Consider the following 20,676-nt stretch of genomic DNA (forward strand, 5'->3'; position numbering starts at 1 on the left):
TTTAGTGATCTATCAGCAATGAAAGCAAGTTTCACATGATTATCTCCGACATTGAATCCGTCTGTGATCAGCTGATATCTACTGCCATTTTTCAGTTTAATAAATTCCATATCTTAATGCTCCTTTCATTGGATAGTAGACTTGCCCGTCACATAGGTAAGATGCACATTTATTCCTGTATCGCTTGCTAGCTTTTCAAGAGGGGAAAACAAAATAGTTCCATCCTGTTTAATATTTATCTTTGCGATAATTTTTGTACTACCTACGATTTCATAGAAATTTAGATCTACTGTTGGGCGAAAAGCTTCCGGAATCATCGACGGCGTAGCTATCGTAGTCTCTCCGTTCGCTGCCAATTCCTTTTGCATATAACCAGCACACTTTAAATAAACAACTTGCCCACTTCTATACATATTGGCCGGAGGAAGATATACCGAATTAGTTAATTGAACAGTATTTCTGTTTAATTCGGTTTTTATATCATCGAATTTCTTTTTACAATATCCGGCACTAGGTACTTTTGCATTGGATGTTGAATCCGTCGTAACGATATCGCTAGGTGTTAATGCGTCAGGTATTGCATAAGGTAAACTATTCCAAGGTGTTACTCCATCCCCCATTTTCATTTTAACGATTCCCTTTCCAACACCTGCATTCGGTATTTCATAACCGATTTCGCGTTCTTTCAAAACCATATTTGATTGTTCCCATTGTGCCTTTGTTCCAGCACGTGGTCTTATTGTATAAAATGGCATTTCTCATTCTCCTCTCTTTAAATCGGATATCCACCGTTTACATCAATGTCTTCTTCGCTCGCTTGTGTGAACGGGTCACCGCCGTCCATATCGAATGTTTCAAGTTGCAGTGCTGATATAGCATCATAACATTGTGCCACTGCATTTTTTACATCCTTTTGAGATTCGTTAGTTTGGTCTATCAAATCATCTAATTTCTCTTTGCTTTTTTCAAAATAAGGATCAACAGTACTCGTATACCATGACTTCATAGCACTTAATACTTCTCTTTGCCAATATTCTTCCGGTGGAGAAACTGCAGCCTTGATACTGTTGGATGTATCTACTTGTAGAGCTAATATGTTAGATGTAATAACGATTTTATTTTCGTCAATCGCTGCCAAAGACAAATATACATCGCCTTCGTTTTCAAACACCCCATCAGGCAACAAAATGTATGTCCCATCATCCTTTTCCTGTAGAGGGCATACGATCGGCATATCTGATTTCCAACTAGTACAGTAACCAGATACCACCATTCCTTTAAACGGATTTGATTCCGATGCATCCTTGATAAGCTTGATAAAAAGATTAGCTGAATGTTGATAACCTACAAGACTGTTTCCATCAAGCATTATCTCTCTACCAATTTGTTTAATTTGTGTTACTACTATATCCATTTAATCGCCTCCTACCGTTAGATATCATAATTCATATCAATAAACTTACCTTTCGTTTTCATAGTCACACCTAAAATAGAGTTTATACGGATATGATTGTCTTCATTAAGGTTTAAGAATATATCATCCTTGGTTATAGAAATCGATGGTCTTGATAACAAGTCGGTATTGTTGTCGAAAATACCAATTCTTATCAGATCTTCACTCATCGTGATTGCTGTATCTCCATTTTCTCCGAGCGTTATTTGACTGAACATCCCTACTTCATGGCTTAAATGTAAATTGCGACCGATATAAGCATCATAATTTGTTGTAAGATTTCCTTTAAATGTTCCCGATTCCACCGTTACGTTGCGCATTGTCGCATCTGCGCACTTCATGGTGCCATCTTCCATAACTGAGAAGTTATCGCCTATCATGATCCGGATACCTCTTAATGTTCCGGCTGTTATGAAATCAGCATTGAACTTCCCATCGATCGTCCATGCAGAATTATATGGTCCCTGCCATCCATTCTGACTGAAGGCTATACCTCCTAGATTCATCCTAATGCAATACTTCGCATTCTCTTTCGGTAATGCATCCAAAATATAGATCTCATTCTGTGTCTGGTAGATATATCCTTTCTCTGCCCATGCATTTATCAGCTTCGTTGCCATCTCCTGCGCCTGTTGCAGCACTGATCCTTTCAGTTTTTCACCATCGTTGCCAAGAATGGATATTGCATCATTCACCTTTCCTGTTATGGTTTGCGGTTCTGAAGACAATGTGATTTTGTTCTTCTCTGGTGAATCATGATACCTCTGCAGCTTGATCACCTTTTCAATGATCTCAGTGTGCCCGTCAATAATGACGTGTGCAATATCATACAGCCCCATCTTCAGGAAGCTGTACCTATCATCTGTTTCCGCAAGGTCATTGACCGTGACCTCAAAGGATAATACCGGATATGCCTGTTCCTTCAACTTCTTTTTCGCATCAGCAAGTAGGTTCTCCGGAATCGTATATCGTTCATCCTTCCATACAATCCAGATTGGATGCGCCTTGCCTGCATATGCATTATCTTCAACATAGGTCTTTCCTCCATTTATGGATGCAAAATTGACATAGCTGCCATCCTCATTCTGCTTTCCATATGCTGTGATCCTGGTGGCGAAATCTTTTGAATTGCCTTTCATCTTAACACTTTCCAGATTCAACTGTGGGGTGATATAGATTCCTTTATCTATGACCTGTTCAGGATCCTTTACAACGATCTGTTTATCAAGTGCTCGGATCTCATATGTAACACTGAATATCTCCTGACATTTGAATAACACTTCATAATCAGACGCATCTTCCATCTCTAGGGTCCTTCGATAATCCCGTATACCTGCGTTTAAGATAGACCAGCCAGACGGTTTGATCGCTTCCAGAATCTCTGATAGGCTCTTTGTCTGAAACTTTGCTATATCCTTCGTGTTGAGATAAGGCTCGTTTTGATGCCAGTCATCCATATCCAGGCTGCAGGTTATCGTGCATGCTGTCTTTCTCTTGTTGATATCTTTGATCAGATAGCGGTTCTCTTCATTTCTGACTGGTGTTTCATTAGCGATATACCGGTACATTTCATCACTGGGCGAAATGTCAAAGCATAAAGTCTGGGTACCATCATATTCATATGCTGTATAGTAATTCTGCCGATTGGTAATCGGTAACCAACCTTCCTTTGTGTAAATTTCAAGCATCTTGTTCCTCCTATACGAAAATTGGTGTATATTTCAATACGACTTTTACAGACGTACTGCTCATACTGATTTTTTGACTTCCCGGATCCAATGTAGGAAAGCAGTTCTGTTTCAGCGTACAATCCGGATATTTATTCGGCTCTGTATCTGTATAAACTTTTTTCAATTCACCATCGAAATAGACCGTTCTGTTTGCATACAGCTTCCGGATGGTGTGCCCATCAATAGTGAAGGAATCCATAGCTGCCATTGGCGTTATTTCATACACACATTCTGTTTGCCAATTACCTGCGACAACGATATGGTTGTCAACCTTACTGAGTAACAACTGGCGTCTGCTTCCTTCCTGTATGACGGACAACGGGATCGTCACCCTGTACCAGCCCTGCCAGTATTCGTCTACGGGTTGGCTCAGTTTGGATAGATAGCACCGATATTTGAATCCATCTTCGATGTCGATCATATTCTCTTCATGGTTCAATAGCTCTGCCAGAAAATCAGATATATCCTTCTTGCTGCGAAACTCAGCTATCAGTTGCATACTCTTCGGCGTCAGCACTCTTTTGCCAAGAACAGGACGCAGGGAGCGTTCAGGCTGAAAGACCTCACGCTCTACTGCATAGGGCTGATATGTGAAGGAATTTACTCTCATATGGAATCGTTCCATCCGCTTGTTGTTTATTCGCATGTCACACCCTCCTATCTAAGCTCTGCAAGCTCAACACCCATTTCAGGTGCAAGCCAATGCGCAACTTCTGCACCGTTATCCAATACGAATCTAAACTCATTAACACCATTACGTACTAGCTGCATAGTCTTTGGGAACGCGTTCACGACACTCTGCTGCTGCGTGATCCTGGCATTCGTTTCCAAAGGTACACCGATGTCATTCACGCTGGCATTCACTTGTTTCTGCAATTCCGCATTCATACCGTCAACCTCATTAAGGATATCCTTCGTTGACTTCGGCATGGCCATTTCAAATCCCACGGCAATACCTGGAGGCAGCATCTTACCTACAAGATCACGCAGCAGTCTGGAAGGGGAATGGATGCCGAAGAAATCCAACATACCATCGACGATTCCATCGCAAAACCCACTGATCTTATCCAGGATCCAATCCTTTACACTTCCGATACCTTCCCACAGCCCCTTGATAAGGTTTATACCGATATCTACCATCTTGCCAGGTAATTCCCTAGCTTTCTGAACCACGGAATCGACGAGCTGCTTTGCGGCATTGATACCGGTATTCCAAAGATCAGAACCCCATGCCCTTACTTTCAATATCGTGTTAGATAACCATGTTTGGACCTTTCCTGGCAATGAACGGAACCACTCTACGATCTTATCGATCGTTTTGGTAACCGACTCTTTAGCACTGTTATATGTATCACTTCCCCAGGTCTTGACTTTTTCCCAGGCACTCTTCAACCATTCCCATATCTTTCCTGGCAGTGATTTGAACCATTCAACTACCGAATTTATAAAAGCAGGAATATCTTCTGTAACGAAGTTCTTCAGATCGATGCCCCACTGGATGAAATGACCAATGATCTGTCCGACCATATAACCAATGTTATAAGGAATTTGGTTGAACCAGTCGATCACACTCTGGATCCACGCCGGAATCGTTTCTGTGAAGAAAGCTATGACGCTGTTCCATGCATCTTGAAACCATTGAACGATGCTGTCACACAGCTCCTGCAGGCTTGTCTTGAAATCTTCCCATGCCTGAGGTATCGTCACGGTAAAAAACTCGACAATACTGTCCACTGCACCTGAACACCATTCAACGATGCCGTTCCACAGGTCTATCCAGAACTGCCGGAATTCCTCAGAGGTATTCCAGAAATATACGAAGGCAGCCACTACTGCAGCTATAGCTGCAACGATCAATGTGACAGGCCCACCGGCAGCAGCCACCAAAGCGCTGCCCAGCCCCTTGATACCTCCACCAGCACCGATAGCACTTGTAGCTAATTTAGAGAATGCTCCGCTTCCAGAACCAAGTTTGATAAAAACAGTATTCATCAAACTATTACCATTGCTCATTAGATCAAAGAACCCAGAAATAGACTTGCTCGCTCTGCTCACTGTATTTGTGATCTTCCAAGCAGCGAACGCACTACCCACGCTGATTACGACCGGTAGCAGCTTCTTGATCAATGAGATCAACTCTGGAAGATGCTCTGCAGCATAATTCAATCCCTTTTCCATGACCTTCCCCACATCTGAGATCATTTCCTTCAAGGTTGGCAGACCATTACTCTGCAGCACTTCGTCGATCGATTCTATGATTGCTACCATCCCTCGTGTGATAGCAGCCTTCATATTATCGAATGTTCCCTTCCAGGAAGCACCTGCCTCTTTGGCAGCACCATCAATGGCCGCGAACTTGTCAGTTCCTTTTTCCATCGCATCCTGCAGGACATTCAGAAATTCTTCTGATGAGATGCTGCCATCTGATAATGCTTCGCGTACATCAGAAAAGCTCTGGCCAGTCGCATCCGCAAACAGCTGCACTGCAGGGATACCGGCATCCGTCAATCGGTCCAGCTGATCTCCCTGGACCTTCCCCTGTGCGACCATCTTTGCGATCGCATCTGTTACATTGGCGTATGTCTCATTCGTACCATCTCCATAGAATGCAACCGCATCTGCCCAGGTCTTCACCTGCCCTGTTGCCTTGTCCATCGACATACCGGATGTTACGAACTTCTGACAGCTCTGTGCCGCTACATCAAGTCCGTATGCAGTCCCTGTCACGGTGTCCTTGATCTTGGCCAGTGCCTGTTCTGCAATCTTGGAAGAGCCTGTCATCGTCGTCATGGTACGTGTGAACTGATCCATCGTATCAATGCGGTCCATCGCACTTCCTATGGATGATTTCATGGCGTTGAAGCCTGCAGAGACAGCCTTGGTGATTCCGACTGCACTCAGAAGGCTTTTCAGCTGCGTACCGAAAGATTTCGTTTTCCCCTCCATCGACTTCAGGCGTGATTCATAGTCTTTATCATTAAGATCTACCTCAATGATGATGGAGCCATCACTGTTCCCTAACAATCCGCATCACCGCCCTTCAGTCCTGACAGGATCTCTGCCTCCAGTTCCTCCTGCGACCTATCCTGCGCCTTTTCCTTAGGAAGTGCATAAAACTTTTTCAATTCCGTATAACGCTGTTTCTGTTCCTTATCCAGTTTGGAGATATCCGCAGTACGATAACCTACCACCTGGATGAACTTCGTCTGATCTGTAAGTCCCTCAAATAGACTTTTGAATTCCCACCAGTGCAACTCTGCGGCAAGCAGATCGATGCCATACTGCTGGCGGAATGCAGCTACGATGAGGTCCATATCATAGTCAAAACGATATCCGATTTCACCTTGCTTGCCAGAGGTCTTCCGTATCGGTTTATCTAGCCTGTAGAAAGAAAAAAGAGCCTGTATCAGCTCTTCTGAAATATCATCAGGCATGTTCATGACTCCTCGTATCATGAAATACAATTTATAATCCATTTCGATTCCTGCATCGACCATGATATTCTCAAATTTCATCCAAGTACGGAAATCTGTATCTATCGTATAGTCTCTGTTATCTGCTCTTACGGTTCTTGGCAGGTCGTCTCTTGTTAGCCACATTCTTCATACCGTACTTTCCATCCGCATATTCCATCTGCTTTGTGAACCGCTCCATGCTATTGACGATCCCCTGTACTGCCTGAAGCTCCTTTTCTGCGGACTGCTGACGCTTTTTCATCTGCTCTGTCGTAGCAGCTTCCTCCAGACGTTCTTTCAGTGCCTCTGCAAGCTGCAGGATTACATAATAAGGCTTTAAGTCATCCTTATGGAAGATCTTACGATATGTACCAGCGCCCAACAGTCCGTCAATAGTATTCCGGCAGTCGTCGATAAAGTTTTCCGTTACAAGTCGGTTTCCGCGATATTTATCCATGAAATCGCTGATTGTCTGATGCAATGTGATATCATCCGCATCCATTTCGAAGTGTAGTCCTGCGATATCTAGTGGGATGATGTTTTCCTGTAATGTGATCTTCATCTGCTATGCCCCCACTCCATCTGTTTTGAAGGTACCGGTTTTATAGTCGTACACGCCTTCTGTGAATGTTCCATCAGCGATATTGTATTTACCATGCAAGCTGTCACCCTTTTGTGCGAACGTTCCTTCCAGTGCAATCTTACCGCCACCCTCACCGGATCCTGGATTGGATGGCTGGATCTCATACTCGGATTTATGTGCTGCAAATTCACCTGCAGACCCTTCGATCGGCGCCCATGTTTCTACTTCATAGGCCGTAAACATCTCCCCGATCAGCTTTTTCTTACCTACCTCATACACATGCATGACAAAGGCGTTATCCGGAATAAGTTCTCCCGAATACGAAACTGATGGTGCATATCCTGTCATATTGGAATGCTGGTTCTTCTCATTAATATACTGTCCGTCATCTGTATTCGGTGATGCGTCCTCTGTCCAGTCCGTGATACCGGTTCCGGCAAGGACCGGCTTCTCGATACCATCCCATATAGCATAGTTCAGATTCTCATGTCGATTGACGACGGTACTTTTTGGTGTAAATGCCATTACTCAAACGCTCCTTTCTTTTCATATACTAATTTGTAGGCTGCCACGAAGGTAGCCGTCTTTTCTTTTTCTCCGGTATCATCGACCGGTGTTGATGTCATTTCCAGACTGATCGGCTTCGCATCCGTAAGGTGGAGATTCGGAAAGCCTTCTCTTGTCTCTCGGGCAAATGTCGCAGCCAGGTCATTCAATGGCTTCGTGATGTCCAGATTATGTCTGGTATCCTTAACAGATGCCTGCATGCTTACCGTGAACGAAAACTCTGCCTTATATCCACCGGTGATATACTGCTGAAGGATCGGAACATCATTCATTCGTTTGAAACAGATCGCCGTTTCTTTGGAGTTTGGGAAATACTCCAGATACCATCCCTTTGTGTTTGGGATCCGGATATTACTGATGTATCCCATGAACAGATCTTCTACGATCTGCCTGACATCCTCCAGTGCTACATTAGCCATGCTTGAACCATCCTTTCGTCAATTTCACCCATTTCCCTCTGTTTTTGCTTTTGGAACGGATATACCATTCAGGGCCGGCAAGCGGATGCGTCTTACCATACTTCAATGCCTTGCTCGTAGCCTCTTTGACCTCTCCAAGTCTTGCCCATGCTCTACGTGAACGTATACCGACCATGACCAGCCCTTTATATAAAAATCTAGCATATGGACCATTCCATACGACCTTATCTTTATAGCGGTTCTGATTTGTGATTGCGGATTGGGAAAGATTTCCTTCCTGCATAGGCACATATGGTGTCGTGTCCTTGATGACCTGACTGATGAGCTTCTTTTTACACTTTGTTAGCTTCATCCGGTCTTTCAGCATACGCTTGTTTCCATCGAACTGGACCTTTACCTTGACACTCATTTCCCTGTCATCTCCACTCTGATCGGCTTCGTACCATCGAGAAATATCGCATTCACTCCTGTGATGGTGTATTCATCATCACGGAATTTCAGTGCATCATTGGTACTGATAATAAAATCTGTTCCGTACTGCAGTACACGGTCATTTTCATCATAGGCAGTGTAATCACCAAGCTCTACATACACGATGATCTTGTCATCAGTTGTGATCCCGCGCTTTGACTGCTGCATACCGTAGCTTAGATCTGCTTTCACATGCAGTATTGTGATGACCTGTTCAGCTGCCACTCCGTTATCATCCTCAGGAAGCTGCTTGATCAGCTGTACTGTATGCGGTCGGAATCTTCTCGGTAGCACCCTCACCAGTTCCACCCCAGTTTGAGCAGACCGTTGCGGCGAAGTTCCGCCATGATCACAGACTTAGCGAGCGGAGAAAATGGGATCCCTTTATAGGACTGCCCGCCGTTTCCCATCTGAAATGTATAGCCGCTTGACTGTACCTGCTTCAGATCCAGGTCAGATGCACCGTTCACCGCTGCTGCACCGCCATTTTGATCGATATAATCGACTTCAAAGCACAATGCCTTATCAAAGTTTCCATACCCATCTAATGTATCATGCAATTGATCCGTCCTTACGCGGTCATCTATATACATCTTTAAGACTGCTTCAGCTTTTGGAAGCAATACATTGAACTCCGCTTCTCTGACCGTCCCCTTGTAATCATCTCTATAATACTGATAATCCATTTCAGCACCTCCTTAAAGGTAAGGAGAGGATTCCCTCTCCTACTGGTTCTTGATCAATGCGACATCCTTCGTTACTGCAGTCTTTGCTACGACTACAGTATCGTTGACCGTGATGTGGTCTTTCTTCGTGATCTTCACAGGATAAGTCCCTTCACGTAAATTAAATTCCACAGTACCATCAGCACCTGTCATCAGTTTAGCGCCGTTTACATCGACGCGTGCTTTCTCTACCAGATTAGCATCTTCACCACTGCCATCCTTGACAGTGAAAGTCACCTTTTGTGCCGTATACGGCGTTGCGGGCTCCAGATATGCGAATGCGCAGCCGGTACGATTCTCATCAAGACGGGTTGCTGCGTTCGGCAATGCCCAGCCCATACGGAATACGACACGAAGCGCGATCATGTCCTGCTGTGCAAGGTTATATACGATCTCCTTGGTGACCGGATCCTGAATAACGCCCTGGTCGAGGATCTTTACTGTGATATCCTGACGGATCGCATATACCGCCTGCTTGAAGTCACCGGCTACCAGCTGCGCGATGTTTTTGTCATAGCTGCCATTCGTAGGGAAATACATCGGTGCTCCATCAAGTGCATACTGTGTAGACCCCTGCATATCGCTCTTGAAGATCAATGCCCCATCTGTTGCACGAAGTCCTCGCAGCTTAGCACGCATGCCTAGCGCAGACAGACAGCCGCTTACCATGTAGCCGTCCTCTTCTACCTTGGAGAATACACCGTCTTCACCCAGCAGCTTGTCATACAGATCCTTGTCACCTGTATCAGCGACATTGTTCCCTGCCTGACGTGCCAGTGTGATGATATCAGACTGCCATTCTGCCGGGCGGTTATATCCGAAGATGGTAGCGGAATCGACACACTGTCCGATTGCCTCATTGACACGTGGTGTGATCTCACCCATGATATCAAATTCTGCATCATCAAGAACTGCTTCCGGAATCGGTACGATAACGGCCAGCTCACCTGCTGTCAGATACACGTTGTCCCATGCCTGACGGGTCGTCTGTTTCATACCGGTATCACCATTCACCCAGTATGCGGTCGGTAAAAAGTCCAGAACACGGATGCGTGTCTGTTTGCTCGTCATGTTTGGCAGCTTACGTGCCATCCCCATGAATACGGACTGCTTCGGTGCGTCCTGAAAAATTGTCGATACGACCTGCTCTCTGATAAGAGCTTCCGCATCCTGTCGATTTGTAATATTTACTGGCATAACTTACTCCTTTCCAAACAGCGATCTAAACGCTGCGTTTGCCTGATCTTTCTGATCAGCTGTATTCTGATTTGGCCCCTCTGTCCTCGAAACAACATACGGTGTCTTGGAGTCCTGAAATAGATAGGCGTTGTCTTTTTTGACTGCTTCTAAGGCTGTGGTGATATCTGCCTGACGATTCTTGCTTTTCTTAAGATTAGCTACATCCAGCAAAGCAATAACAGCCTTGTCATTGCGGGCCCCTGCTCCTTTAACAGCATCTTTCAACAGACCGGAAAATTCCAATTCATCAAGTTTTCCCTGCCATTCTGTATCCTTATTCGCAAGTTGAGTATTCAGCGTGGATATCTTTGTCTGCAGTTCATTGACATCAACACCTTCAAAACCTTTCAAAGCAGTTTGTGCAGTTTCATACTGGTTTTTGAAATTATCACGTTCTGTTGTCAGTTTCGTTACATCTTTTCCATGCTCGTCCATGATCTTATCGATCGTTTCTTTTTCGAGCTTGAGATCTTCTAAAAACTTTCTTTTCATTTTTTTACCTTTCCGTCTACGCTTTATTCACATGGGTTGCATCCACTTGACTGCACGCCTTTTTACGCCTTGCGCCGTGGCTATTGAAATGTGGTCCAAAATAGGGCAGCTTCCGCTTCGGTGGATCATTCATATAGCTGAGACGTTCTTCTGTCTTGCGTCCACAAAAAATGCAGGTATCATATTCCCGTATGATCCTGCATCCTTTATCATAATAAATTCGCTGCTTCGTGATATATGCATGCTGGCACATTATCTCACCCTCTTCCAGGTATTAAAAAAGCACCCGCTATGAGTGCTTATCTGCTGCTTCTCTGATTTTCTTTTTGTATACTTCTAATAGTTTTCTTTTCGGTAACACTTTTCTTGTACTAAGCTGCTGACCTTTCAAAGGAGGAAAAGATGCTTCTAACTCCTGGTCTTTCTTGACCCATTCTTCAAAAAGTGCTTTTTGTTTATCATTTAGCTTTTGATTTGACATATTTGATATATCCCTCCTTATCCAGCTGCTTAAAGATCAATTCATGGATATCTCCTTCAATCTCCCCATACATCAACGCTGTTCCAATGTCACCATACATATAGCTGTCATAATCAATTGATGAGATATCTTTCAAGACTTTTACTTCATAACGCAGATTTCCATATGTTGCTCTTAATTTATCGATGACAAGACCATAATTTTGTAAGAACCAGAAATCATCATTTTCAAAAGAATTTGTTTCAACATCTTCTAAAATAGGGTGGTTATGTAGGATAATCGCATCTTTCAGATTGGCTTCATCAAATCTGACTGACTTCTTATCTCCTGTATAATGAAACACTTTACCATCAGCCTGTAAAACATAGGAATGCTCAATCGGTAGATTCTCAATTTTATTTTCATATTTATGGATGTAATTGTCAACATGTTTCATGTCGATTTGCTCAATCAGTATCCCTGCAGCATCATTTGCTTTACCGCCAGCACTGCTTCCCAGCATTACTTTACTATTTGATATGCTTTCTCTAGCGTAATTCCGCTTCATATCCGGATGTGCTTTCAGGAAGTCTGCCTGACGTTTCTGCCATGCCCTGACTTTCTTTGCTTCTCTGGTATTGTCTACACCTCCAGCCTTGTTCACGGCCTGCCTGCGCTTCCATTCACGTATCTTCCGCTCGTTGTAACGCTGTTCCTGATCAAGCTTATACTGCTTCGCATTGGCTTCCTCGTCATAGTGTTCAAAGGATAATTCACCATCGAAATTCGGAAAAAAGTTATGCCGACAGTTCCATCCGCATAGACCAGCACCTGTCCCATATCCTGTAGCTTCATAGAAGTTCTGCAATCCATTGACCGGTGTTTTCCGCCAGAACAGCATTCCTTGCCATTTGGCATGCTCCGGTCTTGCCCCCATATGGGATGTCGTTTCCACCAGATTGCAGTCCATCTCATCCAGATTCTGCTCCTGGCATCTGGCCGCGGTCTGATTGACACCTGTCCGCAATGCATTGCGTATGGCACTATCAGCTCTTCTATGTGCACCGGTTGGATAATCTATCCATCGGATCCCGTTCTTTCCTAAATCGTTGACTGCTGTTTTCACTGCATCTGCGAAGGAAAACGCTCCGGAGGATACAGAAAGATATGCCTGATCCAAAGCGTGCTCAAATGCCATGTTAGCTGCAGATGCCATCGAATTGCAGATGTTACGTATTTCTGTATTCGTAGAGCGGATACCATTCAGAATAGCTTGTGTCAGATCTGGATGCGGAGGTTCTATCCCTGCTGCTTTAGCCATATCATTATCTTTCTGCACAGACCGATAAGAGGAATCGTGTATGATCTCCTTCACTTTCGTATCTGTGATGTTCAGAACTTCCGATATCGCCTGTTCTATCTCGGACATCGAAACACCGAGCTCCTCCAGTTTATGCATCTGATATTCAGCTGTACTGGTCATCATGTAATCATTCTGTGAGATCCTTCTAGCAATGTCTTTCAGCATACGTGTTTCCAGTTCGTCGAAATACTCAGCGATCCCCTCCGGTACATCCCTCAGATATCTAGGATTGAGCATTATTCATCACCGGGAAAGTCGATACCCTGCGATTCTTCAGCAGCCAGTTCAGCTTTCGCCTGCTTTTCCGTCAGCCCCTGCCACTTCACCTTGTATTTCCATTTCGGCATCAGCCCCTCACGTACCTCCTGCATGTCCTGTAGACGTTCCTTCTCAGCATCGACCACGATACTGTCATCCCAATCAAATGATACGTCAAAGCTACCGTAAGGGCACAGATTATAGATACTGCAGTAGAAGTCTATCGCATCGATCAGATCTGTCAAGGCATCCTGTAGTGCCATCTGTGTGTCAGACACCAGAGTATAGGACCTCTGCTTACTGCTTTTGATCTCTTCTGCAGTCTTATCCACATTCTGCGGATCACTGATCGTACCATAAGCAAGGCTGCAGTTAAACTCTATGAGCTTCAGCTGCGCATTGAAGCCTTTGAACAGTGGATCAGAGCGTATGTCCGGACTGAAAGTATCCATCAACGGTTTATCTCTTGCTCCGACATCGAATGTCAATGGGCGATAAAGTCTGTCTTTCCCATGTGGATACAGTTTCTTGCTCTTATCGTTTGGGTCATCCTGCAGCATACTTTCTCCGATGTGGACAGCAGCTTCCTTTGCTTCATACTCCCAGCTGATCTGACTGTAGCGTACGTCTGCTTCACGTATCAGATCGACTGCACGGGAATATACTGAGCATCCAAGTGGACTGTCTGTATCATCAGCGTTGGCCAATGGTACCTTAAAATAACCGAAGGGTACTTTCGCAACACCGGAGAATATCACTTCATATTCCAGCCGCGACCATTCCTGAACACTTTGAACCGGTATCTCCGTCCCAAGCGTTGCATCAGTCGTGCTACGGTATGCGTGATTCGTGATACACAGCTTGTCACCTTTCAATTCATGGTCTTCCAGCCTAGTGAAGATCGACTGGCCTTTCCGCATCTGTTCTGCGAACACGCACCTTGTGATATTTCCCGAGTCGTCAAACGATACAGGAAAGAATGCGTCAGCCTGGATGAATTGGATACTGATCCCCTGTTCTGTCACATACGGTTTGAATACCAGTCCGCCCTTTGCACATCCGTATTCAACGTACCTTCGGATGTCCTTCAGCATCTTTGCATAGGGCTTCTGTAGATACTCCGCTCTAGGACTTCCGGATATCTCTGATTTCAATTCCAGAGTGACCAGCCTTGCAATCTCGGAAGCGATGGCTGCGGGCAGGTTGCAGCTCTTCACATTTCTATTCAACCAGAAGGCTTTGTTTTGGAACATCTTAGACCAAAGCTCTATCTGTGTAGCCATCTTCATAGTTAGAGCCATATCTACCTGCGTTTCTGAAGTCTTGTTCAGTTCTTTTGCAATAAGGCTCATCATCCTTGTGAAATTCATTCCATCACCTCCTACTCATACCGGATGAACTTCTTGATATACCGTTCGATCGTATATTCAAATGCATCCAGGGTATCTATATCGCTGGTCCCATCATCCAGCCGCTCATCCACTGTGATCTCCTTAGGATTCCAGATAGCGGTGCATAATGCAGATACCAGTGTGTCACACATCTCTGGCATATAAGAAAAGCGCATCTGCGCCATCATCCTATTGGTGAGGCGGATACGCTCCGTTATTACTTCTTTCAATGCGTCGTCGATACGCAGCCAGCCGAGTCCGTTCTTTCTAGCTGCACTTTTCAGTCCATTGATCAATGTCTGTTCTGCGCTGTCACAATAGACATGTGTGATATTACCATACATGTTCAGTACCTTCAGGCAGAAGTCAATGAATAGCTGCCCCAGCTTGTCCGGATCGATATCTTTCTTGCTGCAATCATGCCATTCCGAAGCCAGTGGAATGATCTCCTGATATCCTCTGGTAATGCCAGTCGCAACGAACGCATGACCGGAACCGTTGCCTCCGAAGTCCACACCGATGATGATCTCCATGAGGTTCTTCGGTTTTTCCTTACGCTTGAACCGGTTCTCACCTGTTTCAGCTTCAGATAGTACGGCATCAGCGAATGCACGATAGATAAGTCCCTCCGCGATCATACGCTTTCCAAGGATATCACGTTGGTACCAGATGCTGTTCTTATCATACTGTGCCATGATCTCCTGAAAACGTTCTTTTGTTACAGTTACGTTGTCGAATATCGTGAAGTGCTGATAGTTGTAGCCACCGATCAGCGTCCCTTCTTCTTCCTGTTTCGCATATTTGTCGATGTAGTCTGTATAGATCTTAGCCTTTGGGTTGTCTGGATTGAGGTCCCAGAATATCTTACGCTTGTCAGCAGCCAGCTGCCGGTTGAATGCCTCACGGATCGTATTCTCGTGATGCAGGTTGATCTCAGTTGCGATCCACATGCCATATGAGTTTCCACGTATCTTCTTGAAGCTGTCTGCCTTGGCCGCACCTGCAAAGATGACGATACGTTGTCTATATCCTGTTGCGGGTCCTTTGATATACAGACAGTCATTGTCCTTGTATTTCCCCCAGTGCGATTGTCCGCGGTAGATGTATTCCAAGCCGAAGCCATTGGCGTCACCGATATTCAGTTTCGCGTTGGCTACTGTAGAACCAGTGGCCAGATGGATGCGGTCTTTCGTGAAGCGCAGTTCATGAGCGAACGCATATACGTTATCGACAGTCTTACCGGCACGTACAGCACCTTCAGCTACATTGATCGTACACTGAGCACACTTCCGGATGTAGTCGATATGCTTTTGGCCGAATCTATACCGTATCGTTTTTTTCTTTGTTATCTTCGCCATAGATCATATCGTCCGTTTCTTCCAGGTCTTCAATCTCAGCGTTATTACCCGTAAGCTTATCCGTCTGTGCCTGTATCTGTGCAAGCTGTGCTTTCTGAATCTCACTGGCAGTGTCCCAGTTCTTATGCAGCAGCTCGTCGTATTCCTTGATCATCGACATCAGTGTCTTCATAGACCTGCTTAAAGCACTCATGTTACCTGCTTGCTTGTCCCAAGCTTGCTGGATCTCATACCCTTCTCCCTTTTCGCCGGAGAACGTCGTTTCTTCAGTCTTATCGTCCTTGTCTTTCACATAAAGGATCTGCTGGGAGTGGATTATATTTGCGTACTGCAGCTGAATGTTATGCCACAGGATATCAAGTGTGTTCTCCGGTATCTCTCCAATGATCTCATTGATCTCCTCAGGCAGCCACTTTGAAAAAAGTCCGTGCTTACGGGCATGTTGATTTCTGGGTGGTCCTGTAGCATTCTTATTGCCTGGCTGGCCTCCTCGTTTTTTCCGAACGTTCGCATCCTTTTTATCCGAACGCTCGCTATCCCATTTGTGAGTGGACTTCCAACGCCGAACAGTCCCTTCTGGCAGATCCAACTGCTTCGCTATATCGATCAATTTCATACCATCAAGATACATCTGCTTGGCTGGTTCAATACGCTCATCCGGTTTCTTCGGCATCTTATCACGCCCCTTTCTAGGTAAAAGAAAAGCACCTCATTGGGTGCTCCCTAAATATAGCCAAGCTCAAATATTTAGTTTCTTCATTAACGCATTTTGCAGTACGTTTGAAAAGTTAACGTTTTTTTCCTCAGCCAATTCATTAAGCCAAGCTGGAATCGTAACATTTTTCCTTATCGCTTTTTTGTTATAACGCTTATTGAATTCAATGGAATCAAATTCAATCATCATAACAAACATTCCGTTTGCACAGTCGATCGTAGATGGATCACTCATCTCAGGAATTTCTTCTTTGTTTTCTTTTCTCACATCCAAACAAAGACCTAAACACTCCTTAGCCATCTCAATCGCCTGCTCTAATGTGTCTCCACACGTAATGGCTTCTGGCAAATCTGGAAACGTAACATTGTAGCGACTATCTTCTTTTTCAAACAAAGCTGGATAAATCACCTTCATAATCATTTCCTCCTTTAATTTTATTTCTTTCGGTATATTCTTATTTCAGGTCAGGGGCTATAACAGCCCCGCCTGTTTTAGAATATTCCTTTCAGTGCCTTTTGGTAAATCTTTTGCATGAAAAGGAACAACGACGCTTCTATTGGTCACAGGATTATTCAATATTTTATGAGAACCTGCCTGTCGTATCTCAATAAAACCGTTTTGTTTAAGCAATTTGACCATCTGCTTTGAAGTCATTGGCATCGTATGACCTCCCTTCATGTCTATATTATAATACGTACTAATGCGCATGTCAATATTTTCATACACATTTATACACATTGTATGCCATATCAAATTAAAAGCGCCCTTTTCAGACGCTTTACGTAAGTCCGCTTAGGAACCCTTACCGCTATTTCCTTTTGGTCAAAGCAGGAAGTTCTACCTCCCTGCTATATCCATGCTATCATGATAACACACTTGACATGGAAATGATTGGACATTTTAAGAAATTCTCCTTGCAAAGTTCTTAATCAGCCTTTTTGTCGCTTTATATACATTACTTGGAGAAGTGGAGCATAAGTCAGCGACCATCTCAACATTTTCACCTCTGTTGTTAATCAGATACTCCACAATGATATTCTTGTGATCTGGATTTTTAATTTTTGCAAGCCACTTATGTACGACCTCCATAGCCTCTTCATGCTTATCCTGCTCCTGGATCAGCTCGTGTTCCCTTGCCAGCAGTTCATTCTCCCAAGGTGTGCAGCTGCCCTTGTCCTTCGATACTCTGATGATGCTGGTTGAAGTAGATCCGGATGAAAGCTCAGCAGCTATGTTGACCAGTTCCTCCTGGATAAGATCTGAGGCATGCTTATGATACAGGTAATCCGTGAAACAGCTCAACACATGATTTTCTTTGATACTCAGTACGTCTTCTTCTTTTACTTCTTTTACTTCTTTGATTTCGATCATCCTGATCCACCTTTCTATTTTCAACCTCTGATCAATACGACATTCCAATTCAGCTGATAATACTGCTTCACCTTTTTAGGCAGTGACATGAACCAGGCACAATCCACAGTCACTGCTACAGGTCGTTCTTTGTTACGCAGCAGTATGTACCCCTGGTGATGCTCCGGCCTCATGAGGAAACCTCCTGAAGGAGCCATTTCTCCAGCTTATCTTGACTATTGCATATTCCTCGTAGCGGGCAATAGCTACATCTCAATAATTCCAAATCAGCAAAAACCTCACAGGCTCCAATATTCTGATTTGCTATTAGTGTTGCAATATCTCCCGCATACTTTTCAGCATTCTTCATTTTCTGTCTCCATCTGCGCATCAGGCCCTTCACCATAATCTGCGGCACATCTTTTACTGTCTGGCATTAAGTACATGCACTGATCGCCAGTCACGTCACAGTAATATCTCCCTTCATCATGATCATAATACTTAGCGCATTTGCATCCCATGTTATTTACCTCCTTTCAATGGACACCATCGAGGTGATGTCTTTGTCGGTATAACATCACCTTTCGCCTGTGCTATTCTTCTGTGTGGTTCACACACAGTTCTAGCAATAGCGCACCACCAGTTACTACGTGAATTGTTATGCTGGGATATGCCTGCAATCAGATGTTTACACTCACTGCACTTCATCTTCTTCCTCCTTGTTGCATGACAGATAATCAGCAACGACCTTTGCATATTCAAGATTACCGGTTTCCAAATATCGTTCAAATGCTTCTGCTGCCTGTTGCTTTGTTGTCATATTATTTTCCATCCTTTCGTCGTTTTGCTTTATGTATCGTCGTCAACAGCTCAGCAACTGCCACTCCTACTTCTGTTAGTTCTTTGTCTTTGCGGCGCAGGTGATTTTGATTTAATCGCGCATTCGTCGCTCTGCTAACCATCTTTAGGTTATCTAAATCAAAGTTTTCATGATCACCATCAAGAAATATGATTACATGATTTCCAGGAACAGGACCATGTGTCTGTTCCCATATCAACACATGTTTCTGTTTCCAGTTGACCGTCTTCTTAACTTTTGGCAAGTTGTTGATTTTAACCCATACATATCCATCGCCAAGCATCTTTTCTGTGCCGATCGGATCTGTATTTGGTGGCTTCTGTCCTTTTTTGAAACTGGTACAGTTACCACCTACGTTGTATTTCCCTTTGGTACCTTTGTTAACTGGTATATGTCCCTTTTTAAATCTGCCTGTCAGACCGCTGTCCAAGCCGTGATTATTTTTGTACGATTTAATTACTGATACATCGATTGCAGTTCCAAACACTTCATTCATCTTCGTGACAAGTTCTTTATTTCCGATGCCTTTGTAATTCTCATTCATCCATTTCTTCTGTTTATCTGTCAGTGCCATTCTTGCTCTCCAGCATTGCCGGCAAATGGATATTACGATTTCCATAGGTTGCTTTAATCTTTTCAGCATCTAGACCAAGAGCTGCATTCTCGATGATCTGTCCAGATATCTCAGTCATTGCCTTGGCCCTGCGTATTTCTTTTTCCAGTTCTTCATTACTCAATTCTTCATCGTTCAATCTTTCCATCTGCTCGAACAAGTGATTGTTCAAGTCTACCATCGTGTTTCTCATTCTTTCTCGTTCCTCCTGATTTTTTAGGTTTACATCCTGGATACAGAATGTCATAAATATCGATTTGACCCTCTATGGTTTCATTTTTTTTCATACAAGCTCCTTGATCCGTATGTAGATACCTGGTTGATCTGCCCAGAATTTCTCAATGATTTCCCGGCATACGAGTGCATCATCTTTCCAGTAACCGCATTCCGTCATGCAGTCCTTCAGCAGCTTCTGAAGATTGTCTGTATCCGGCCGTGTGTATTTGTACTCACCGTTTTTATGCTTTCCTGTTACTGGGAAGCACCAGGTGGTGACCAACTCTACAGGCTCTATGTAAGGCGATACTGGTATATGTTTAGCCAGATGGGCTTCCAGCTTCACTCTAGCAGCTTTTACTTCCGGCGGGTCATAGAAGTGTGAGCCCGTCACTTTGTGCTGCTGAGCGGTCGTTGTAGGTGGCTTCATGGGCATGAAGAACTCAGTCATCCCAACTACACCATCCATCGCTACACGTTTGATTATTGCACACATCACAATTACTGAACGAACCATCATGCCCCTGTTCTTGGCTTCTCCAGTCATCGATCGTTTGCATCAGAAATTCTGCACCTTCCTTGCTGTTAATCAATTCTTCTCTGTCTAATACAAAAATCACTTTGTATTTTAGTCCTCCATTTGAAGGATCGTAAAACTTTTTACCAAATTGCAACTTCCCTGCTTTGTCAAAGCATCTCATAAAATGCTTTCCAAACTCAATTGTTTCTCCTTCTTCGTTTTCCCAATACTTTTCGACTTCTTTTTTTCTCATTTTATTTTTCCTTTCTCGCGGTTTACGTCAGTAACGTTGGAAGGAAATGTCCGCAACCGCAAGCGGGACATTTTCTTTTAACTTACGTATTACTGTATACCTGACTTATCATATACAGTATGTGTATACTTTCGCCCGCGCTATATGCGTGCGTAATTATATACGTATACATATATGCAAATTTTC

General features: G+C 44.0%; 31 protein-coding genes. All 31 read right to left on the bottom strand.

Going from position 1 to position 20,676, the window contains the following annotated elements; genetic code table 11:
* Nucleotides 1-125: 125 nt before the first annotated feature.
* The 31 genes from KSZ58_RS19425 to KSZ58_RS19570 all read right to left on the bottom strand — a co-directional run bounded on the left by KSZ58_RS19425 (nt 126) and on the right by KSZ58_RS19570 (nt 20,490).
* Nucleotides 126-755, bottom strand: a complete 630-nt coding sequence (locus KSZ58_RS19425) for a hypothetical protein (RefSeq protein WP_065531769.1) — start codon at nt 753-755, stop codon at nt 126-128.
* 17 nt (nt 756-772) lie between these two features.
* Nucleotides 773-1,414 (bottom strand): hypothetical protein, encoded by a 642-nt coding sequence (locus KSZ58_RS19430; protein ID WP_065531770.1) that lies wholly within the window; start codon nt 1,412-1,414, stop codon nt 773-775.
* 17 nt (nt 1,415-1,431) lie between these two features.
* Nucleotides 1,432-3,141 carry a phage tail spike protein gene (locus tag KSZ58_RS19435; protein WP_217752849.1) on the bottom strand — a complete coding sequence of 570 codons (1,710 nt, stop codon included), beginning with the start codon at nt 3,139-3,141 and terminating at the stop codon, nt 1,432-1,434.
* A 10-nt stretch (nt 3,142-3,151) separates the two neighbouring features.
* Nucleotides 3,152-3,829: a hypothetical protein gene (locus KSZ58_RS19440; protein ID WP_217752850.1), complete on the bottom strand. Its 678-nt coding sequence runs from the start codon at nt 3,827-3,829 to the stop codon at nt 3,152-3,154.
* Nucleotides 3,830-3,840: 11 nt separating this feature from the next.
* On the bottom strand, nt 3,841-6,207 hold the full coding sequence (locus KSZ58_RS19445; RefSeq protein ID WP_002605910.1) for a tape measure protein: 2,367 nt from the start codon (nt 6,205-6,207) through the stop codon (nt 3,841-3,843).
* Nucleotides 6,201-6,782, bottom strand: coding sequence for a Gp15 family bacteriophage protein (locus tag KSZ58_RS19450; protein WP_002605911.1), 582 nt, complete (start codon nt 6,780-6,782; stop codon nt 6,201-6,203). Before KSZ58_RS19450 ends, KSZ58_RS19445 begins: the two co-directional genes overlap by 7 nt.
* Nucleotides 6,736-7,200 (bottom strand): hypothetical protein, encoded by a 465-nt coding sequence (locus KSZ58_RS19455; protein ID WP_002605912.1) that lies wholly within the window; start codon nt 7,198-7,200, stop codon nt 6,736-6,738. The genes KSZ58_RS19450 and KSZ58_RS19455 overlap by 47 nt, the downstream gene beginning before the upstream one ends.
* Nucleotides 7,201-7,203: 3 nt before the next feature.
* The gene (locus KSZ58_RS19460) at nt 7,204-7,746 is read right to left on the bottom strand and encodes a hypothetical protein (protein ID WP_002605913.1); all 543 of its coding nucleotides are present in this window, start codon (nt 7,744-7,746) and stop codon (nt 7,204-7,206) included.
* Nucleotides 7,746-8,207 carry a hypothetical protein gene (locus KSZ58_RS19465; protein ID WP_002605914.1) on the bottom strand — a complete coding sequence of 154 codons (462 nt, stop codon included), beginning with the start codon at nt 8,205-8,207 and terminating at the stop codon, nt 7,746-7,748. The genes KSZ58_RS19460 and KSZ58_RS19465 overlap by 1 nt, the downstream gene beginning before the upstream one ends.
* On the bottom strand, nt 8,200-8,616 hold the full coding sequence (locus tag KSZ58_RS19470) for a minor capsid protein (protein WP_002605915.1): 417 nt from the start codon (nt 8,614-8,616) through the stop codon (nt 8,200-8,202). The genes KSZ58_RS19465 and KSZ58_RS19470 overlap by 8 nt, the downstream gene beginning before the upstream one ends.
* Complete coding sequence (locus KSZ58_RS19475; protein ID WP_002605916.1) at nt 8,613-8,978, bottom strand: hypothetical protein; 366 nt, start codon at nt 8,976-8,978, stop codon at nt 8,613-8,615. The genes KSZ58_RS19470 and KSZ58_RS19475 overlap by 4 nt, the downstream gene beginning before the upstream one ends.
* On the bottom strand, nt 8,975-9,364 hold the full coding sequence (locus tag KSZ58_RS19480) for a hypothetical protein (protein ID WP_002605917.1): 390 nt from the start codon (nt 9,362-9,364) through the stop codon (nt 8,975-8,977). The genes KSZ58_RS19475 and KSZ58_RS19480 overlap by 4 nt, the downstream gene beginning before the upstream one ends.
* A gap of 39 nt (nt 9,365-9,403) precedes the next feature.
* Nucleotides 9,404-10,600: a phage major capsid protein gene (locus KSZ58_RS19485; RefSeq protein WP_002605918.1), complete on the bottom strand. Its 1,197-nt coding sequence runs from the start codon at nt 10,598-10,600 to the stop codon at nt 9,404-9,406.
* Between the two features lie 3 nt (nt 10,601-10,603).
* Complete coding sequence (locus tag KSZ58_RS19490; protein WP_008728338.1) at nt 10,604-11,134, bottom strand: phage scaffolding protein; 531 nt, start codon at nt 11,132-11,134, stop codon at nt 10,604-10,606.
* Nucleotides 11,135-11,150: 16 nt separating this feature from the next.
* A complete protein-coding gene (locus KSZ58_RS19495) occupies nt 11,151-11,387 on the bottom strand; it encodes a hypothetical protein (RefSeq protein WP_217752851.1) in 237 nt (78 codons plus the stop codon).
* A gap of 36 nt (nt 11,388-11,423) precedes the next feature.
* Complete coding sequence (locus tag KSZ58_RS19500; protein WP_217752852.1) at nt 11,424-11,615, bottom strand: hypothetical protein; 192 nt, start codon at nt 11,613-11,615, stop codon at nt 11,424-11,426.
* Nucleotides 11,593-13,194 carry a phage minor capsid protein gene (locus tag KSZ58_RS19505; protein ID WP_217752853.1) on the bottom strand — a complete coding sequence of 534 codons (1,602 nt, stop codon included), beginning with the start codon at nt 13,192-13,194 and terminating at the stop codon, nt 11,593-11,595. The genes KSZ58_RS19500 and KSZ58_RS19505 overlap by 23 nt, the downstream gene beginning before the upstream one ends.
* Nucleotides 13,194-14,585, bottom strand: a complete 1,392-nt coding sequence (locus tag KSZ58_RS19510; protein ID WP_217752854.1) for a phage portal protein — start codon at nt 14,583-14,585, stop codon at nt 13,194-13,196. Before KSZ58_RS19510 ends, KSZ58_RS19505 begins: the two co-directional genes overlap by 1 nt.
* Nucleotides 14,586-14,596: 11 nt before the next feature.
* Complete coding sequence (locus KSZ58_RS19515; protein ID WP_217752855.1) at nt 14,597-15,964, bottom strand: terminase large subunit domain-containing protein; 1,368 nt, start codon at nt 15,962-15,964, stop codon at nt 14,597-14,599.
* Nucleotides 15,927-16,637 carry a phage terminase small subunit gene (gene terS / locus KSZ58_RS19520; RefSeq protein WP_217752856.1) on the bottom strand — a complete coding sequence of 237 codons (711 nt, stop codon included), beginning with the start codon at nt 16,635-16,637 and terminating at the stop codon, nt 15,927-15,929. The genes KSZ58_RS19515 and terS overlap by 38 nt, the downstream gene beginning before the upstream one ends.
* Before the next feature lie 66 nt (nt 16,638-16,703).
* Nucleotides 16,704-17,093 carry a type II toxin-antitoxin system HicB family antitoxin gene (locus KSZ58_RS19525; RefSeq protein ID WP_217752857.1) on the bottom strand — a complete coding sequence of 130 codons (390 nt, stop codon included), beginning with the start codon at nt 17,091-17,093 and terminating at the stop codon, nt 16,704-16,706.
* Nucleotides 17,094-17,150: 57 nt separating this feature from the next.
* Complete coding sequence (locus KSZ58_RS19530; RefSeq protein ID WP_217752858.1) at nt 17,151-17,339, bottom strand: type II toxin-antitoxin system HicA family toxin; 189 nt, start codon at nt 17,337-17,339, stop codon at nt 17,151-17,153.
* Nucleotides 17,340-17,579: 240 nt separating this feature from the next.
* Nucleotides 17,580-18,050, bottom strand: a complete 471-nt coding sequence (locus KSZ58_RS19535) for a hypothetical protein (protein WP_233104430.1) — start codon at nt 18,048-18,050, stop codon at nt 17,580-17,582.
* Nucleotides 18,051-18,070: 20 nt separating this feature from the next.
* A complete protein-coding gene (locus KSZ58_RS19540) occupies nt 18,071-18,223 on the bottom strand; it encodes a hypothetical protein (protein ID WP_217752859.1) in 153 nt (50 codons plus the stop codon).
* Nucleotides 18,220-18,399 carry a hypothetical protein gene (locus tag KSZ58_RS19545; protein ID WP_217752860.1) on the bottom strand — a complete coding sequence of 60 codons (180 nt, stop codon included), beginning with the start codon at nt 18,397-18,399 and terminating at the stop codon, nt 18,220-18,222. Before KSZ58_RS19545 ends, KSZ58_RS19540 begins: the two co-directional genes overlap by 4 nt.
* Before the next feature lie 324 nt (nt 18,400-18,723).
* Nucleotides 18,724-18,849 carry a hypothetical protein gene (locus KSZ58_RS23285; RefSeq protein WP_257318763.1) on the bottom strand — a complete coding sequence of 42 codons (126 nt, stop codon included), beginning with the start codon at nt 18,847-18,849 and terminating at the stop codon, nt 18,724-18,726.
* A gap of 1 nt (nt 18,850) precedes the next feature.
* Nucleotides 18,851-19,462 carry an HNH endonuclease signature motif containing protein gene (locus KSZ58_RS19550; protein ID WP_217752861.1) on the bottom strand — a complete coding sequence of 204 codons (612 nt, stop codon included), beginning with the start codon at nt 19,460-19,462 and terminating at the stop codon, nt 18,851-18,853.
* Nucleotides 19,446-19,649, bottom strand: a complete 204-nt coding sequence (locus KSZ58_RS19555) for a hypothetical protein (RefSeq protein ID WP_374102580.1) — start codon at nt 19,647-19,649, stop codon at nt 19,446-19,448. Before KSZ58_RS19555 ends, KSZ58_RS19550 begins: the two co-directional genes overlap by 17 nt.
* On the bottom strand, nt 19,630-19,788 hold the full coding sequence (locus KSZ58_RS19560) for a hypothetical protein (protein WP_217752882.1): 159 nt from the start codon (nt 19,786-19,788) through the stop codon (nt 19,630-19,632). The genes KSZ58_RS19555 and KSZ58_RS19560 overlap by 20 nt, the downstream gene beginning before the upstream one ends.
* The gene (locus tag KSZ58_RS19565; protein WP_254879667.1) at nt 19,785-20,213 is read right to left on the bottom strand and encodes a RusA family crossover junction endodeoxyribonuclease; all 429 of its coding nucleotides are present in this window, start codon (nt 20,211-20,213) and stop codon (nt 19,785-19,787) included. Before KSZ58_RS19565 ends, KSZ58_RS19560 begins: the two co-directional genes overlap by 4 nt.
* On the bottom strand, nt 20,161-20,490 hold the full coding sequence (locus KSZ58_RS19570) for a hypothetical protein (RefSeq protein ID WP_233104428.1): 330 nt from the start codon (nt 20,488-20,490) through the stop codon (nt 20,161-20,163). Before KSZ58_RS19570 ends, KSZ58_RS19565 begins: the two co-directional genes overlap by 53 nt.
* Between the last annotated feature and the right edge of the window lie 186 nt (nt 20,491-20,676).

Origin of the sequence: Erysipelatoclostridium sp. DFI.2.3 (assembly GCF_019132535.1) — a bacterium.
GTDB lineage: Bacteria > Bacillota_I > Bacilli_A > Erysipelotrichales > Erysipelotrichaceae > Clostridium_AQ > Clostridium_AQ innocuum.

Coding starts and splice junctions, on each gene's coding strand:
- KSZ58_RS19425 (WP_065531769.1), bottom strand. CDS start 755: ATGCCATTTTATACAATAAGACCACGTGCTGGAACAAAGGCACAATGG.
- KSZ58_RS19430 (WP_065531770.1), bottom strand. CDS start 1,414: ATGGATATAGTAGTAACACAAATTAAACAAATTGGTAGAGAGATAATG.
- KSZ58_RS19435 (WP_217752849.1), bottom strand. CDS start 3,141: ATGCTTGAAATTTACACAAAGGAAGGTTGGTTACCGATTACCAATCGG.
- KSZ58_RS19440 (WP_217752850.1), bottom strand. CDS start 3,829: ATGCGAATAAACAACAAGCGGATGGAACGATTCCATATGAGAGTAAAT.
- KSZ58_RS19450 (WP_002605911.1), bottom strand. CDS start 6,782: ATGTGGCTAACAAGAGACGACCTGCCAAGAACCGTAAGAGCAGATAAC.
- KSZ58_RS19455 (WP_002605912.1), bottom strand. CDS start 7,200: ATGAAGATCACATTACAGGAAAACATCATCCCACTAGATATCGCAGGA.
- KSZ58_RS19460 (WP_002605913.1), bottom strand. CDS start 7,746: ATGGCATTTACACCAAAAAGTACCGTCGTCAATCGACATGAGAATCTG.
- KSZ58_RS19465 (WP_002605914.1), bottom strand. CDS start 8,207: ATGGCTAATGTAGCACTGGAGGATGTCAGGCAGATCGTAGAAGATCTG.
- KSZ58_RS19470 (WP_002605915.1), bottom strand. CDS start 8,616: ATGAGTGTCAAGGTAAAGGTCCAGTTCGATGGAAACAAGCGTATGCTG.
- KSZ58_RS19480 (WP_002605917.1), bottom strand. CDS start 9,364: ATGGATTATCAGTATTATAGAGATGATTACAAGGGGACGGTCAGAGAA.
- KSZ58_RS19485 (WP_002605918.1), bottom strand. CDS start 10,600: ATGCCAGTAAATATTACAAATCGACAGGATGCGGAAGCTCTTATCAGA.
- KSZ58_RS19490 (WP_008728338.1), bottom strand. CDS start 11,134: ATGAAAAGAAAGTTTTTAGAAGATCTCAAGCTCGAAAAAGAAACGATC.
- KSZ58_RS19495 (WP_217752851.1), bottom strand. CDS start 11,387: ATGTGCCAGCATGCATATATCACGAAGCAGCGAATTTATTATGATAAA.
- KSZ58_RS19500 (WP_217752852.1), bottom strand. CDS start 11,615: ATGTCAAATCAAAAGCTAAATGATAAACAAAAAGCACTTTTTGAAGAA.
- KSZ58_RS19505 (WP_217752853.1), bottom strand. CDS start 13,194: ATGCTCAATCCTAGATATCTGAGGGATGTACCGGAGGGGATCGCTGAG.
- KSZ58_RS19510 (WP_217752854.1), bottom strand. CDS start 14,585: ATGAATTTCACAAGGATGATGAGCCTTATTGCAAAAGAACTGAACAAG.
- KSZ58_RS19515 (WP_217752855.1), bottom strand. CDS start 15,964: ATGGCGAAGATAACAAAGAAAAAAACGATACGGTATAGATTCGGCCAA.
- terS (WP_217752856.1), bottom strand. CDS start 16,637: ATGCCGAAGAAACCGGATGAGCGTATTGAACCAGCCAAGCAGATGTAT.
- KSZ58_RS19525 (WP_217752857.1), bottom strand. CDS start 17,093: ATGAAGGTGATTTATCCAGCTTTGTTTGAAAAAGAAGATAGTCGCTAC.
- KSZ58_RS19530 (WP_217752858.1), bottom strand. CDS start 17,339: ATGCCAATGACTTCAAAGCAGATGGTCAAATTGCTTAAACAAAACGGT.
- KSZ58_RS19535 (WP_233104430.1), bottom strand. CDS start 18,050: ATGATCGAAATCAAAGAAGTAAAAGAAGTAAAAGAAGAAGACGTACTG.
- KSZ58_RS19540 (WP_217752859.1), bottom strand. CDS start 18,223: ATGAGGCCGGAGCATCACCAGGGGTACATACTGCTGCGTAACAAAGAA.
- KSZ58_RS19545 (WP_217752860.1), bottom strand. CDS start 18,399: ATGAAGAATGCTGAAAAGTATGCGGGAGATATTGCAACACTAATAGCA.
- KSZ58_RS23285 (WP_257318763.1), bottom strand. CDS start 18,849: ATGACAACAAAGCAACAGGCAGCAGAAGCATTTGAACGATATTTGGAA.
- KSZ58_RS19550 (WP_217752861.1), bottom strand. CDS start 19,462: ATGGCACTGACAGATAAACAGAAGAAATGGATGAATGAGAATTACAAA.
- KSZ58_RS19555 (WP_374102580.1), bottom strand. CDS start 19,649: ATGGAAAGATTGAACGATGAAGAATTGAGTAATGAAGAACTGGAAAAA.
- KSZ58_RS19560 (WP_217752882.1), bottom strand. CDS start 19,788: ATGAAAAAAAATGAAACCATAGAGGGTCAAATCGATATTTATGACATT.
- KSZ58_RS19565 (WP_254879667.1), bottom strand. CDS start 20,213: ATGTGTGCAATAATCAAACGTGTAGCGATGGATGGTGTAGTTGGGATG.
- KSZ58_RS19570 (WP_233104428.1), bottom strand. CDS start 20,490: ATGAGAAAAAAAGAAGTCGAAAAGTATTGGGAAAACGAAGAAGGAGAA.